The organism is Ligilactobacillus hohenheimensis (assembly GCF_947381805.1).
Taxonomy (GTDB): Bacteria; Bacillota; Bacilli; order Lactobacillales; family Lactobacillaceae; genus Ligilactobacillus; species Ligilactobacillus hohenheimensis.
Genome location: NZ_CANCXC010000003.1, coordinates 69553 through 84216 on the forward strand (window position 1 = coordinate 69553; position 14664 = coordinate 84216).

The 14664-nt window shown below is 48.1% G+C and carries 19 protein-coding genes; 3 read left to right on the forward strand and 16 right to left on the reverse strand.

The features are described from left to right. Positions 1 to 20: 20 nt before the first annotated feature. From guaB to QOR60_RS05090, 4 genes are all read right to left on the reverse strand, one after another. A complete protein-coding gene (gene guaB / locus QOR60_RS05075) occupies positions 21 to 1511 on the reverse strand; it encodes an IMP dehydrogenase (protein ID WP_283582281.1) in 1491 nt (496 codons plus the stop codon). A 138-nt stretch (positions 1512 to 1649) separates the two neighbouring features. Continuing rightward, positions 1650 to 2426: a tyrosine-protein phosphatase gene (locus QOR60_RS05080; protein WP_283582282.1), complete on the reverse strand. Its 777-nt coding sequence runs from the start codon at positions 2424 to 2426 to the stop codon at positions 1650 to 1652. Between the two features lie 72 nt (positions 2427 to 2498). Then, the gene (locus QOR60_RS05085) at positions 2499 to 3872 is read right to left on the reverse strand and encodes a hemolysin family protein (RefSeq protein ID WP_283582283.1); all 1374 of its coding nucleotides are present in this window, start codon (positions 3870 to 3872) and stop codon (positions 2499 to 2501) included. A gap of 59 nt (positions 3873 to 3931) precedes the next feature. After that, positions 3932 to 4402 carry a hypothetical protein gene (locus tag QOR60_RS05090; protein WP_283582284.1) on the reverse strand — a complete coding sequence of 157 codons (471 nt, stop codon included), beginning with the start codon at positions 4400 to 4402 and terminating at the stop codon, positions 3932 to 3934. A 154-nt stretch (positions 4403 to 4556) separates the two neighbouring features. Between QOR60_RS05090 and QOR60_RS05095 the strand changes: the two genes are divergently transcribed. Next, complete coding sequence (locus tag QOR60_RS05095) at positions 4557 to 5252, forward strand: L,D-transpeptidase (protein ID WP_283582285.1); 696 nt, start codon at positions 4557 to 4559, stop codon at positions 5250 to 5252. A gap of 52 nt (positions 5253 to 5304) precedes the next feature. Continuing rightward, positions 5305 to 5913: a L,D-transpeptidase gene (locus tag QOR60_RS05100; protein ID WP_283582286.1), complete on the forward strand. Its 609-nt coding sequence runs from the start codon at positions 5305 to 5307 to the stop codon at positions 5911 to 5913. Positions 5914 to 5992: 79 nt separating this feature from the next. Here the strand turns inward: QOR60_RS05100 and QOR60_RS05105 are convergent, their stop codons facing one another. The 3 genes from QOR60_RS05105 to QOR60_RS05115 all read right to left on the reverse strand — a co-directional run bounded on the left by QOR60_RS05105 (position 5993) and on the right by QOR60_RS05115 (position 7786). Beyond that, a complete protein-coding gene (locus QOR60_RS05105; RefSeq protein WP_283582287.1) occupies positions 5993 to 6805 on the reverse strand; it encodes a L,D-transpeptidase family protein in 813 nt (270 codons plus the stop codon). A gap of 97 nt (positions 6806 to 6902) precedes the next feature. Further along, entirely contained in the window at positions 6903 to 7043 is a 141-nt protein-coding gene (locus QOR60_RS05110; RefSeq protein WP_283582288.1) for a hypothetical protein, read from the reverse strand. Between the two features lie 92 nt (positions 7044 to 7135). Beyond that, on the reverse strand, positions 7136 to 7786 hold the full coding sequence (locus tag QOR60_RS05115) for a class A sortase (RefSeq protein ID WP_283582289.1): 651 nt from the start codon (positions 7784 to 7786) through the stop codon (positions 7136 to 7138). A 221-nt stretch (positions 7787 to 8007) separates the two neighbouring features. Here QOR60_RS05115 and QOR60_RS05120 point away from each other — a divergent pair, with 221 nt between their 5' ends. Beyond that, entirely contained in the window at positions 8008 to 8169 is a 162-nt protein-coding gene (locus QOR60_RS05120) for a hypothetical protein (protein ID WP_283582290.1), read from the forward strand. A 44-nt stretch (positions 8170 to 8213) separates the two neighbouring features. On the opposite strand, the gene QOR60_RS05125 is transcribed toward QOR60_RS05120, so the two are convergent. The 9 genes from QOR60_RS05125 to QOR60_RS05165 are packed head-to-tail and all read right to left on the reverse strand — an operon-like array spanning position 8214 to position 14662. Beyond that, complete coding sequence (locus QOR60_RS05125) at positions 8214 to 9077, reverse strand: DegV family protein (protein ID WP_283582291.1); 864 nt, start codon at positions 9075 to 9077, stop codon at positions 8214 to 8216. 27 nt (positions 9078 to 9104) lie between these two features. Beyond that, a complete protein-coding gene (locus QOR60_RS05130) occupies positions 9105 to 9452 on the reverse strand; it encodes a fluoride efflux transporter FluC (RefSeq protein WP_283582292.1) in 348 nt (115 codons plus the stop codon). Continuing rightward, the gene (locus tag QOR60_RS05135; protein WP_283582293.1) at positions 9449 to 9823 is read right to left on the reverse strand and encodes a fluoride efflux transporter FluC; all 375 of its coding nucleotides are present in this window, start codon (positions 9821 to 9823) and stop codon (positions 9449 to 9451) included. The genes QOR60_RS05130 and QOR60_RS05135 overlap by 4 nt, the downstream gene beginning before the upstream one ends. Before the next feature lie 28 nt (positions 9824 to 9851). Next, on the reverse strand, positions 9852 to 10685 hold the full coding sequence (locus QOR60_RS05140) for a Cof-type HAD-IIB family hydrolase (protein WP_283582294.1): 834 nt from the start codon (positions 10683 to 10685) through the stop codon (positions 9852 to 9854). A 29-nt stretch (positions 10686 to 10714) separates the two neighbouring features. Further along, the gene (locus QOR60_RS05145; RefSeq protein WP_283582295.1) at positions 10715 to 11440 is read right to left on the reverse strand and encodes a TerC family protein; all 726 of its coding nucleotides are present in this window, start codon (positions 11438 to 11440) and stop codon (positions 10715 to 10717) included. A gap of 42 nt (positions 11441 to 11482) precedes the next feature. Then, positions 11483 to 12319 carry a YitT family protein gene (locus tag QOR60_RS05150; protein WP_283582296.1) on the reverse strand — a complete coding sequence of 279 codons (837 nt, stop codon included), beginning with the start codon at positions 12317 to 12319 and terminating at the stop codon, positions 11483 to 11485. 48 nt (positions 12320 to 12367) lie between these two features. After that, positions 12368 to 12763 (reverse strand): helix-turn-helix domain-containing protein, encoded by a 396-nt coding sequence (locus QOR60_RS05155; RefSeq protein WP_283582297.1) that lies wholly within the window; start codon positions 12761 to 12763, stop codon positions 12368 to 12370. 13 nt (positions 12764 to 12776) lie between these two features. Then, positions 12777 to 13754, reverse strand: a complete 978-nt coding sequence (locus QOR60_RS05160) for a glycosyltransferase family 2 protein (protein ID WP_283582298.1) — start codon at positions 13752 to 13754, stop codon at positions 12777 to 12779. Between the two features lie 2 nt (positions 13755 to 13756). After that, positions 13757 to 14662: a beta-1,6-N-acetylglucosaminyltransferase gene (locus tag QOR60_RS05165; protein WP_283582299.1), complete on the reverse strand. Its 906-nt coding sequence runs from the start codon at positions 14660 to 14662 to the stop codon at positions 13757 to 13759. Positions 14663 to 14664: the final 2 nt, after the last annotated feature.

The following is a 14664-nucleotide window of genomic DNA, read 5'->3' on the forward strand; positions in this document are numbered from 1 at the left end:
TAATTTAGTTTTTGTTCCGATTACTTCCGGGAGTAGTTCGGGGCTTCCTTGGTAATCTGAACATCGTGTGGGTGTGATTCCCGGAGTCCCGCCCCGGTAATCTGAACAAACTGGGCGTTATCGATGAGGGCTTGAAGGTTCGGCGCCCCACAGTAACCCATTCCGGCGCGGAGACCACCACACAGCTGGTAGACCATGTCGGCCACCTTCCCCTTGTAGGCAACCCGGCCTTCGATCCCTTCCGGCACGAGCTTGTTGGCTTCGTTCACGCCACTCTGGAAGTACCGGTCCGAAGAGCCGTGCGTTGAGTCCATGGCTCCCAGGCTACCCATTCCACGGTAGGTCTTGAATCGCCGGCCCTGGTAAATTTCTGTTTCGCCAGGGGCTTCATCCGTCCCGGCCAGCATTGACCCAAGCATAACAGCGTTTCCGCCGGCCGCAATGGCCTTCACGATGTCACCGGAGTACTTGATTCCCCCGTCAGCAATGATTGGCTTCCCGTATTCCCGGGCAACGCTTGCTGCGTCGTAAACCGCCGTTAACTGGGGAACCCCCACCCCAGCCACAATTCGGGTTGTACAGATTGAACCAGGGCCAATCCCAACCTTAACCACGTCAACGCCGGCTTCAAACAGCGCCCGGGTTGCTTCACCCGTAGCAACGTTCCCGGCAATCAGCGTTGCGTCCGGGAAGTGCTCCCGGATTTCCTTAATCTTCCGTAAAACACCCGCAGAATGACCGTGGGCCGTATCAATCACCAGCGCATCGGCTCCGGCGTCAAGAAGGGCTGCGGCCCGTTCGAACGTATCGCTCGTAACCCCGACAGCAGCAGCTACCAACAGCCGGCCGTACTTATCCTTAGCCGCGTGCGGGAACTCCACGACCTTCTCAATGTCCTTAAGGGTAATTAACCCCGTCAGCCGTCCCTCGTCATCAACCATTGGCAGCTTTTCAATCTTGTTTTCTTCAAGGATCTGCTGGGCTTCCTGAACGGTCGTTCCTTCCGGCGCCGTTACCAGGTCTTCTTCCGGACTCATGACCGTTTCAATCGCAACGGAGTAGTCGCTAACAAACCGAATATCCCGGTTGGTAATAATCCCCACTAACTTCTTATCCGTTGCGTTATTAACCACCGGCACCCCGCTAATATGGTACTTGCTCATCAGTGCTTCTGCTTCGCTAACGGCCCGGTCAGGAGTCAGGAAGAACGGGTTAATGATAACGCCGTTTTCGGACCGCTTAACCTTCCGCACCTCATCAACCTGGCGGTCAATTGTCATGTTCTTGTGAATGACTCCTAGACCTCCCTGCCGCGCCATGGCAATGGCCATCGCCGATTCGGTAACGGTATCCATCCCAGCACTAATAATTGGAATATTCAGCTTGATGTTTTCGGCCAACTGGACGCCCAGGTCCACCTCGTTTGGCAAAACATGGCTCTCCGCTGGAATCAACAGAACGTCGTCAAAAGTAAATCCTTTTTTATCAAACTTGGTATCCCAATTTGTCATTGCGCTGTCTCCTTTATTAATTATTTAACGTCTAATCTACAAGAAAGATGAACGTTTGGCAAGCATTTTTGGCTAACTAAGGTAATTCTAATGTAAATGTCATCGTTACCCGCAAAATAGTTCGCAAATTAAGCCCCGTTACTCTAAGTATAATTCGCGTAACCGCTCTACTTGGCGGGGCGTGATGCCCACAATGTTCGTAAGGTACGTCATAAAGTCCCCCGCCATTAACCGAACCGTTAGCTCCATCACCTTAAAATCCTGCTCACTAACCATCGGCTGCTTATTCAACTCGTTTGCCAGCGCGGCATCCTGTCCCGGAACTAATAACCCGTTCAGTTCCGAAGGCGAAAGCGAGCTAAACGTTAGGTTTGTCAGCATGTAATCCTGTAAGACGGCTGTCCGCTTCACGCCCAGTGCATTTAAAATCAAAAATGCGGCCACCCCCGTCCGGTCCTTTCCGGCCGTACAGTGAAACAAAACCGCCTGGTACGCCCGCCGGTTTTTTAACAGAACCGCGAAAAATTGCTGCCACACACCAATAGCGTGTGGATCCGTCAGCATCTGGGCGTAGGCTTGGCCGGCGAGGCTCAGTCCTGCCCGGTTTAACCGTGCCATCCGTGCCAACCCAACATTCTGGGGGAGTTGATTGGTGAACGGGTAAACGGACATGTGGTGGGCGTGCACCCCGCGCATCGGGCGGTCGGGAACCACAATGGTCTCAGCTTCTTCACGCAAATCAATAACCTGGCGGAGCCCAGCAGCCCTGAGTGTCTCCTCATCCGCTTCGCTTAATTCACCAAGGTGCCCACTCCGCATTAATTTATGCCACCGGACGTGCCGCCCGTCCTCCGTCTCGTATCCGCCAAGCTCGCGGAGGTTAATCCCCCGTTCTAGTGGTAAGATTCGTTCCATATATACGCACCCTTCCTTTTTGTAACCTTCGATAAATAAAGCGGCTGCACCACTGCAACCGCTAATTATGCATTATTCATCCGTTGGCGGAACCGTCGCAACCCCGTCATCCTCCTGAACCTCGTCTTCTGGCAAACGGCGCACGGTCACCCACTCAATGAAGTTTCGCTTAAACTTCGTTACCTCAAGCTCAAACGGGCCAATCCGGACCTTCGTCCCCTGTTTGATCTGTTGGTAATTCTCAAGGAGGTAACCAGCTACCGTCACACTTTCAGATTCCAAGAAGTCCTTGCTCCGGAACTTAAAGAACCGTTCAAAATCGTACAACGTCGTTTTCCCAGATACGCGGTAGGTTCCATCATCGTTTTTTATGATATCTTCGGCAGAAACGTCATCGATTTCATCCTTAACGGTTCCGAAGAGCTCCTCGTAGATATCCTTATCAGTTACGATCCCGCTCGTCCCGCCGTACTCGTCGAGGACAACAACAATCGGCGTTTGCCGCTTGATCATCTGCTGAAGCAGCTCCTGAATCGGGGTAACCTCCGACACACTGATAATCGTCCGCAAAAGCCGACTAACAGGGAGTTGCGCATCAACCTGCGCCTGCCTGATCATGTCGTAAATGTAGACGTACCCCAGGATCTTATCCTTATCGTTTTGCGCAACAACCGGGAACCGGGTGAAGCCGTCCTGCAGGTACCGGTTAATGACTTCCTGAACGGTACTGTTAATATCAACAACTTCAAGGCTTGTCCGGTCCACCATGACATCCTTGGCAACCTTATCGTTCAAATCAAACGCCCGTTGCATGTACACGTAGTCGTTTTTCTCAAGGGTTCCCCCTGAAACGGCGTTCCGGGACAGGTTGAGGATTTCGTTCTGCGATAACGCGTCCTCCTCTTCTCCCGCTGGCGGCAATCCCAGCCACTTAACAATCGTCGATGCCGATACGTTCAGTAACCACACAAACGGGTAAAACAGGACGTGGAAGTAGTGGAGGGGCGTTACGACAAACATCATCATCTTCATCGGCTTGTCGATACTGATATTTTTCGGAACAATCTCCGTCAGCACCACTTCGAGATACGTTAGCAACAGCACGCCAAGCACGGAACTAACCGCAACAACCGTCGCGTGGTTAATGTGCGTTAACCCTAAAAGATGACTGAAAAGCGTCGCTAACCCGTCGGCCCCAATCCACCCTAGAAGGATTCCTGCTAGTGAGACCCCCACCTGTGTGGTTGAAAGGTACTCGTTCAGGTTAGACACCATCTGGAGGGCCATTTTAAGCTTCCGGGCGCTCCCCTGCCCGTTTTCAAGGCGACTCTCCAGGGCTGTTTTCCGCACTGATACCAGCGCAAACTCTGCCGCCACAAAAAAGGCCGCAAAGTAAAATACAATAAGTACAGTAATTAGGTCAATTATCGCCGGACCACCTGGCACAGGTCATTCCCCATTTCTTTCCGGGCTTTTGCCCGTAAATCTATTCTAGCCCCATTCTATCACTTTTCAGCCGTTGCGTTCTTTTCGATCACCGCTTGTTTTTCAGCAAGCATAATAGTCAATTTAGCAATTACGTCGTCAGGGGCACTCTGGATTGCCGCAACGGAAGCAACCTTATCTATCCGGAGCCCCGAACGGTTAATTGCTGGCGATTTAACGACTAAGTACGCATTAACCGGAACGGTTTCATCGGAATCGTTGAAAAAATTAGCAACCTTTGTAATATTTTCGGCTGGCAAGTTAATGATCCCCGTTTCCAGCCGCAGCGTCACTTGTTCATCGGCAAACTGGGTGGTCACGCTACTTTGAGCCAGTTCGCCCTTTGCGGCGTGCTTGGTTAACCCGTCAACTAAGACGGCGGCTACTTTTGCGCTGCCCAACCGTGCATATTCCTCAGCACTAGCGGTTACCGTTTCCTGCGGCATTCCCGCCGTTACCTGATCGATAAACGTTGCCACCTTAATTTCCATGCTCCATCCTCCTGGGCTAGTTTAAATCATGCGGTATTCTACCCGATAATTTAGCGAAATGCAATCGTTGCCGGCAAAAATTGACTTTTCTGGTCGTTCCGGCTAATTTATCTATAGTACTAACTTATAGTAAAAATGAACGGAGATTAATAATATGAAGACCAATTTACGCAAACCATTTCTCCTGATTGGGGCACTGGGGTTAATTATTCTGGGTGGCGGCCTCCTCGGCTACGGTTTCACCCACCATCCGGCACAATCATCCCGCCCACACGTAATTGTTCATTCAGCCAAACAGGCAACAAAACGCTCCACTCCGACGGCCTCATCCACTAAAAAGCAACGGGTAGCGTTCCCTGCGCCTAAGGATATGCGGCAACCAATCGACTGGCAACAATCTTCAGAAACAAAGGGGTACCCGGATTTAAACCACGTTCAGAACCTTTCATTACTGGTAAATATTAGGAAAAAACGGGTCTACGTGATGAGTGGCAACCATCCGGTTTACACGATGTACGCGTCCGCCGGAATACTCTCCAGCAACCCCAATAATGAAGAGCCCACTAGCAAAACGCCAACCGGCAATTTCACCACGGGTGATAAGCAAGAACCCCTCATTAATAATCAACAGGGCTACCACTTCAACATTGCGTTTACTAACCATAACGGGACAACCCTGTACTTCCGGACCGGCCCAACAAACTTGAGCGGGGACTACAACGCTAAGAAAAACAAAGATATCGGGAAAAAGAACGTTACGGACGGAAGTATCTGGTTAACCAAGGCGGATGCCCAGTGGCTGTACCAGAACCTTCCGGACCACACTAAAGTGACAATCGTTCTGGGATAGGTTTCAAAACTCATACATTAATTAGGCCGAATTCTATTGGGGAGGAATAGAAATGAAAAAGACTTTACCACTAATTGTAGCTGGTTGTATTGGTTTAACCATCGGGGGAAGTGTTGCCACACCCGCTGCTCCAACCACACTGCTTGCCCATGCGACAACGGTTAGCCACCACCACCACATGCGGACACCAATCAACTGGCACAAATCGTCCGAAACGGTCGCATACCCGAACCTGGCAACCACCAAGAACCTCTGGATCAAGGTTGCATTAAAGAAATGCCGGGTTTACATCATGTCCGGTAAAAAGGTGATTTACACAATGTATTGTTCAGGCGGGGTATACCAGCGTAACCCGAAAACCCATAAGATGGTTAGCACCACCCCAACCGGCACGTTCCACATCCAAAACGTCCGGGGCGATTCCTTCTTCAACAACAAACTCGGCGAGGGTGCCAATTACTATGTTTCATGGAAGGATAACGGCGTGTACCTCTTCCACTCCGTCCCAACCAAGGCAAACGGCCAATATAACGTTAAGGAAGCAAAGAAACTGGGGAAGCACCCGGGATCACACGGTTGTATCAGATTATCGGTGGCTGACGCGAAGTGGTTCCACACCGCCGTTCCGACGGGGACCAAGGTCGTAATTACAAACGAATAACCGCTAAAAGTAAGAATTAGCAAAAGAGGTTGGAACCCATTATTTACGTCCCAACCTCTTTTTGCATCACTATTTTACTTTAAAACTGGTTCCAGTACTGCGCAATGCTGTCGGACTGGTAGCCGGTGACAATGATCTGCGTTCCGGGCTTAATGTTCTGACTAAGCCACTGAGCGTCAGGAACGGAAACGTAGATTGCACCGTTGTTCTGGTGATTATGTTTCTTTGACAACTTAGTCGAGCCAAAATGCCATAAGTCCTTTTTCAAGGGTTGGCCCTTTTGCGATAGTGGAACGGACTTAATTTGTCCCCGGTTTTGTTTCGTTGAATACGTGAGCCACCCACTGGTTCCCTGATTTAACTGCGGGTCAAAGAACTGACCCCCACTTCGAGTAACGTGGGCAAAACCAACCGGCGTCTGGTTTATCCTGGCTACATGGTGGTAGTTTTTCCCAATCGAAGCATACATTGTATATACGGGGTACGGTCCCTGCATTACGAAAATTCGCTGGTGCTTAGTCGATACTAACAGCCAAACAGTGTGCCGACTATCCCGGTTGAGTTTTTTACTCAAATAGGATTGCCGGGCTGCACCCTTCTTCTTTTGTGCCTGGGCCAATACCTTTGCCTGCCGCGTCATCTCCCGGGAAACATTTGGGTACGGAATTGTCATTGACGGTTGATTCCACTGAATATCCCGGCGCATTTTTCTTTTTTGAAATCGTTTTTGACGAGCAACCCGGCGGTCAATCCGTCGCTGGACCCGCGCCTGACGCGCCATTTGGATGTTGTTTTCCCGGCTGGCGCGGTGAACCACCACGACACTGATTCCCGTGATGAGAATCAAAACTACGGTTATCGTCCACGCTAACACGTGCCTCTCTTTTTTCATTACTTTTCCCCACCGTCCAAGTTAAAATTCCTAACTAAATCGGGGCCATGACCACCGTCACGACCCCGCCTTAGTAATTACGTCATTAATGTAACTGTTACTTAGCAGCCTTATCCGCCTCTTCGCGTTCCTTCAAGAAGTCTAAAACTGCCAGGTGCTCCTTCCGCCGCTTCTTAACGTTCTTTGAGTTAACCGGACGCCGGTCGTTAGCAGCACCGATGTGATTATTGTGTGCCATGAGCTTAACCTCCCCTCACACTATTCATGCTTGGTTAATTTTACCTGGTTTGGGGGGATTTTTCAAGGCTGTATGTTAGCCAATTATAGTAATTAATATCCCATATGCATTTTTAAAAATACTTTTGGCAAGTTAGATTTATGATCAAAAACCGCTAAAGAGTTATCATTTGCTTTCTTAATTTTCTCCAACTTTCCTTGAACAATAATCCGCTGGGTAACCCCTGGGTGCCATGTACGACATGTAATTAATGTACATATTTTCTTCCCTGGAATAACGTTTAGAACACTAGTATTGTCCTCATTAACAATTTTTTTCGAGTACGTTTTATAAATATATACTCGCTTTCCATCAGTTAAATAAATCTTGCTTTTTAATTTTGTTTTACCTAATGCAGAAAATAGTAATTTATTATTCGGCATATGGTGACTCGCAAGTGCATAGTTTCCCTCGCCCATTTTCTGTGTTGGACTTAACGTTCCAGCTCCCTTAAGCAAAATATAGTTTGAAACACCATAATAAATTGGGAGGTAAATATCATCCGACGGAATCGCAATCTTCCCAATCACGCTTGGATTGGACCGCATTGCCTTTAGCATATTACTAATATTTGCCGCCTCAACCCCGCTATAATTAAACGTTGCGTGTTTCTTATCTGCCGGCGTTACCCGTTCAATTTTTTGATCAGCGGCATGATTACTCATAATGCCAATCCCTAACTCCTTTAGTTGTTCGTTAAACACAAGAGCTAACCCTACTACAATCAGTACAACTACAAGAATCCACCGTAACCACTTCTTTAAGCTTCGCACATCAATTCATCTCCCTTTAGCTCAAATTAATTACTTGTCGCCAGTATAACGCGCCGAATAATAAACCGCAATTTTCACATTTGAAATCGGTTGCAAAGACCTTCCTTTTTTGATAAATTAAAGTTGATTATGAACCAATGGAGGTGGCAACTATGATTAATAACGATGACTTCTCACTATTAATGTCCCAGTATTTCCCGGGAAATTATGACAAACAAACCGACGAACTTTCACTTGAAGGGATAAACCCCGAAGTCCTTGATACTCTTCAAGCGATGATGGAGTTCGCTGCCGTCTCCCCAACGTTACGATAATAAACTAATCACCCCGAATGAACAGCCGTTCACTCGGGGATAATTTATGCTTGGCGATAATCCGGGCCACACCCAACCACAATACTATCTGTTCCAAGATATACCGCTAACGCTGGTCCCATCGGTGCACTGGACAGCTGGCATAGCGGAAATTCTTCCTTGAAAAATCCTAACCGGGCGAAGCGGCTCGTTTCATCGCCACACGTCATCACAGTAATCCGCAGCCGTGCGCCAAACCGGTCATACCACGGAATTATCCGATCACAGACTGCCTGGTTCGCCCGTTTAATCCGCGATTTAGTTTCAACCGCAGTGATCTTCCCCGCCTGGTTAAACATCAGGACCGTTTTTAGCCGGCGAAGCTTATTCCCCATCACCGTTGCGCCGTTTGAAATGTATCCCATCTGAGCTAACTGACTCATCCGGTCAACAATCATTAGGGTTTGACTCTGATCACGCATCGTTGTCAACCGCGCCACTATTTGAGCTAATGGTTGCCCCTGTTCAAGCAACCGTAACGCATACCGGACATACTGTTGCTCAGGAAGCCCCGCCGTATTCGTATCAAAAATATGAAACGTTAACCCCGGTAACTGGGAAACGCACGCCTTAACATTCGCCCCTAAACTGTTAATTCCCCCAGCAAGGTGAATAACTAGAACATCAGTAACCCCTTCGTCATGAAGGGCTTGAAAAACACTCATTAGCCGTTCACGCGGAACCGGCGTCGGTATTGGTACGTTCCCCGCATCTACAGACGCGATCATCTGCTGGTAATCCAGATCGATCCCCTCCCAGCAAACCTGCTGGCCAACCTGGAAAGGAAGGGGAAGCACCGTTATATCAAGTTGTTTTGCTTCCTGAGCCGTAAATCCCGCCGCACTATCAGTTACAAGCGCACATTTCACTTTTCGTCACCCATCCATTCGTTAAAGCTATCCGTTACCAATTATCATCCCAAGCAATCCACAAATAAAACCGCAGGCACTCATTAAGAAGTATCCTACTCCCGCTACATAGCGACCACTATGTAACAAGCCAAAAAGTTCCGTTTGGAAGGTTGAAAAGGTGGTATATCCTCCCAGTACTCCCGCTCCAAGGAAAGCATACCAGCCCGCCTTCAATCCCCTACCAACAAGGATTCCTAATAAAAACGCTCCCGATAAGTTTAATAGCAGGGTTGCCCACGGAAAATGATCCCATCCATGAAGCTGGAAAAAGTTTGTTACCGCAAACCGCAAAAGAGCACCAAGCGCCGCGCCAAAACCAACCACGATGATCACCGGTGCTCACCTCCAAGCGCCCGGGCTAGCAGGTATCCCGCCGTTACACACAAAAAACCGCCTAGCAGGCTAATCACGACGTAAATTCCCGCAGTTATTTCTAAGTGCGTTCCCATCAATTTAAGCGCATCAATGGTGTACGAAGAAAACGTTGTAAAGGCCCCGATAAACCCCGTTCCTAGTCCCACCGATAACCATTCGGGGAGTGGGATTCGCGTTAAAATAGCATAGGTTAAAAATGATAATGCAAAGCACCCTACCAAATTCGCCGTTACATCACCCCACAGTCCCCATAAAAGACCACAAAGGTACCGGGCAGCCCCTCCCAGAAAGGCGCCCCCCGCAACCGCTAAGCAGTTTTTCCAGTTCACGTCTTACTCTTCCTCTCTCTTTGATAACTTAATTAGGGTAATCACCATTCAAAACGAACCGTTCAATGACCTCACCGACCGCACCAGCATCGTTATCTGCGGTAGTCACATAGTCGGCAAGCCGCTTAACGTCTTCCCGCCCGTTCGCAACGCAGACCCCCAGGCCGGCATCCTTAAGCATTGCCACGTCGTTTAAGTTATCACCAATGGCAATAATCTCTGCTGGCTTAATTCCTAAACGCCGCCCCAAAGCAACGGCCGCCTGACCCTTGTCTGCTTCCGAAGCATTCACTTCCACGTACATATCCGATGAAAAGGTAATATTAAGCGGCGCGGGAACTGTTGTGGTAATTACTTTCTGAAAGGCAAGGCGCTCCTGTTCATCAGCAAGGTAAAAAATAATTTTCATAATGGGGGTTGCCTTTAAAAAGGATAACGCGCCCCTAACTTCTTTATAGATTACCTTTCGCCGACCAAGGTAGTCCCGGTCAGCCGCCGTCATGTTCCACACGTATAACTGATCCGCAGTGTAAACGTGGGTATCCAATCCGCGGCTCTGTGCAAGATCAAAAAGCCGCGCAACGGTTGCGTACGGTAACCCATTCGTAATAATAGGGTGTAACGGGTCGGCATTTGAAAATACCGCTGCGCCGTTATACGAAATAACGTACTCATCCTTCTGATCAGCCAATCCCAGGGTATCTAGCACATAACCTAACGAACGCGCCGCCCGCCCCGTGTTGGGAACGAACTTAGCGCCCCGCTCGTGCGCATCCTTAATTGCTGCAACGTTCCGCGTGGGAATCTGTGCGTTACTTCCAAGCAGTGTTTCGTCCATATCACATACAACTAACCGGTACACTAAAAACTCCCCCTAAATCTATTTATCCACTACCTATTCCGAATTCGGTGAACAACCAGCGTAATCACAACTGCCACCACAACGATGCACCCAAAGAGTGGTGCCGGGATCTCAATTCCAATCTGCGGAATTGTTAAAAACAACTTGATTCCAATAACGATAATCAGCGCATACGCCATTACTTCCAGCTCAGGAACCAATTCCATCAACCGCATAATTACTTCAGCAATTCCCCGCATCGCAAGGATACCAATCATCCCACCAATCAAAACAATTACGGGGTTAGGCGAAATTGCCAGTGACGCTAAGATTGAATCGACGGAAAATACCAAGTCCATTAATTCAATTGAAACAATCACCGACCAAAAGAGCGGTAATATCCGGTGCCGCGAATGAACCCGTTTTTTATGACTAGGGCGCACCATATGGTAAAAATGGCTCCCCGCGAGATAAAGGAGATACCCCGCACCAAGCACCTTAATCTCCCAAAAATTAATTAGGTACGCACCGATCCCAATCAAAATAAACCGAAACAGGTACGCTCCGCCTAAGCCGTAAAACAGGGATTTCTCCTGTTCCTTCTTCGTCGGTAATTTCCTTGTCTGGGCCGCCAACACAATGGCGTTATCCACCGATAGGAGGCATTCAATAACAACCAGCGATAGAATCGTTAACCAATCTTGCGCTGAACTAATTACCGTAGCCCAATTATGAAGATCAAAAAAGGGGCCGTAAAGGTGCTCTAAAAGTGACAATCACATCTTCCTTTCACGTTAATTTACTATCATTTTAGCATATCACCGGAACAGTTGAAGAACGTCGCCGGTAAACGTACTCCGGACAACCTGTAAGGTTACAAAGGCGTGTGGATCAATGGTGGTAATTAACGTCATGATTTGGGTTAAATCCTGCCGCTCGCACACACAATAAATCACCTGCTTGCGTTGGCCGCTCTTGTAACCATGACCATCTAAAAGTGTGACTCCCCGGTGGGTCAGTTGATTCAATGCTCCCGCCAATTCGTCCGCATGGTCCGAAACAATCATAATACACCGCTTTTCAACAAGCCGAGCCAATACCCGGTTAAGGACAACCGCCGAAACATATAGCTCTATGATGGTGAGCAGCATGTTTTCCCAACCAATCACCATTGCCGATGGAAGGGCAACTGCCAAATCAAAGAACAGCATCGCATTTCCCGTTGCAACGCCCAAATACCGGTTACAAATCCGTGCTAGAATTGTACTTCCTGCAATTGTTCCGTCCCCCTGCATAATTACTCCGATGGCAATTCCCATCAAAACACCGCCAATTAAAGCTGCAACGAGCGGTTCATGTAACGGTAACCGAACTTCGTGAAAAACGCGTAAGGCAACCGTCATCACCGCAATCGCATAACACGTCCACCCGACCGTTTGCCGGTCAAGGTAGCGCCACCCCACAATCAAGAGCACACCGTTCAGTACAAAATTCGTTAAGCTGGGAGCAATGTGGAATAAATAGTACCCCAACGTCATTAACCCGGAAACGCCCCCTTCGCCAATATGATTAGCAAGAAGGAGACAGTCCATGGCGACGGCATACAGGATTCCGCCAACCGTAATTAAACAAATGTTCTTTATCCAGTGCTTCATCGTATCCCCCATAATAAAAATACCGACACTCCCCGCGCCGGTAAGATTCTATTCAAGTGGTAACGTCACTTCGGCCGGCGATTGCACCCTATCCCGGTCATCCCGGCCGTGAAGATAACCCTTAATAAGGGCGTATAGCTCCGCTCGTTCCTTTGCCGTTAACGTCTTTCCGTTAAAACGTAACTGGGTTTCACCAGCAAATAAATCCTCTAATTCAACGGCCGCTGGTTGAAAACCACTCAAATAATCAACGGAAACGCCAAAGAAGGTTGCTAACTTTCGTACTTCAAGGTATGACGGCGTGTTCGTTCCCCGTTCCCAGCTTCCGATTTGCGGGCCGGTGTTGGGATGACCGTCATCGATCTCCCGGTTTAACTGTGCTGCTAACGCTGGTAGGGATAACCCCCGTCCCTTCCGTAGCGCCCGTAATCGTTCTGGAAACATCTAATCACCCCGTTTAATCATTCCTTCGTTTCATCCTGTATAACTTATGGTACACTCCCGGAAACGTTTTAATCAAGATGAAGGAGGCTGCATATTTCCGGGGTAACCGTTTAAGTACCCCCGGATTTAACGATAATTTCCGCAGCTTCTTACGGGTATCACGGCTCGTCCATTGACCACCCAACCTCAACTGATGATGAATAAAATGAAGTGCTGTTCGGAAATAAAACGCAGTCCAAACATCGGTAGGAAGAACTATTCCCACCTGTTTCATTAGTTCCTGAACCGCTGTAACGTACCACTTAAATTTTTCACCGAGGTGCTTGTCGTACGTATACGTTGTTGAACCCTCGTGCTTATAAAGATCATACAGCGGCTGCTCAACCCATTTAATCTGTTGCGGCGTACAATGCGTTAGGTATTGGAGAACAAAAAATGAATCTTCGTAGAAATTATTTCCCCGGAAATGAATTCCATTTTGCGTAATAACATCCGTACGAAAAAGTTTATTCCATAAACCCATATCCACCTCTTGATTCTGACACAAAAAATGAATAATTAAGTTTTTAATAGTATCCGCCTGCTGTAACATACTCCTCGCTTCGATTTCCACGTGGTTAGGAAAAATTTTTTTGATCCCACAAACAGCTAACAGTTGATCACCAATTACTCCGGCCAGCCGATCCAACATGCCCCGCTCGATTTGATCATCGCTATCAATGAAAATAACGTAACGCGCTCCATCCCCAATGGCCTCATCAAGTCCTTTCTGGCGAGCAGCCGCCTGCCCTTGGGATTCCTGCTGAAACAGATGAACATTTCCCGACTGACCGTACAGCTTTTTAATTACCTCAACTGATTGGTCCGTTGATCCATCATCAACCAGGTAAATATCCCCCTGTTGCATACACTTCTCGGCTAATATTCCATCCACACACCGCTGAATGGTCGCAGCCGCGTTATACACCGGAATGATTACAGCAATGTTCACTATTAGCCCTCCTTTATTAATGACAGTAAATATTGAACCGGTTCCGCATTAACACGAACATCAAACTTTCGTGCAAACAACGCATCCGGTTGCCGCTCGTATTCTTTTAAATCCGTAGCTGTCACCAACGTCGGATTATGATCTTGCCACTTGTACCGCCGAAGAATAGAATCACGGTAATTACTATGCCGGTACACCCGTTTATAAAACGGCGAATTATACAGCCACGTAGCAACGAACACTTCGTCAACGCAATAACCGTACCTGCAAAAACGAAGAATTGCTTGCCGTTGCTTATTTAAATACGTCGCAAAATCCGCTGGGATACTAAACCAATTTGCCCCACTTTTAATCGTCAAATTGCTGTTCCTTGTCCGCGATACTCCTAGATAATGCTGTAATAACGCCAATCCAAAATCGACATACTTCAATCCACGGCGCCCTTTAATAAAGGACCGTCCTTTCCCCACATATTTTTGAAAAAGATGGAAAACATCGTACCGTAATTTAAACCGGAGTGGATCTTCATCACGCTTTTCATCATTACAATCAACAAAAATTTGGCCCTTATGTTTTTCGAAGAAGGCCATGATTTCACTCATCGGTTTAATCGGTAGATCCTGGCCGGATAACAAGTGGAAATAATCATATTCTCCTTGCTGTAACGCTTCCTGTAACAGGTTCATCTCAGCCAGAACCTGGGTATAATCGCCCCACGTCACCTTGATTCGCGGAACAAACGTCACCCGTGACCGACGACACACCCCAGTAAAGGCGCTCTCGTCAAAGGTGGTATCCGCCTTATCAACGTGGACGTAAATATCACAATCCTGATGATCCAACAACTGAAGGAGCACGCGAAGTTGATCATGATGCTGGTATGCGGTAATTAAAAAAGCATGTTTCATAT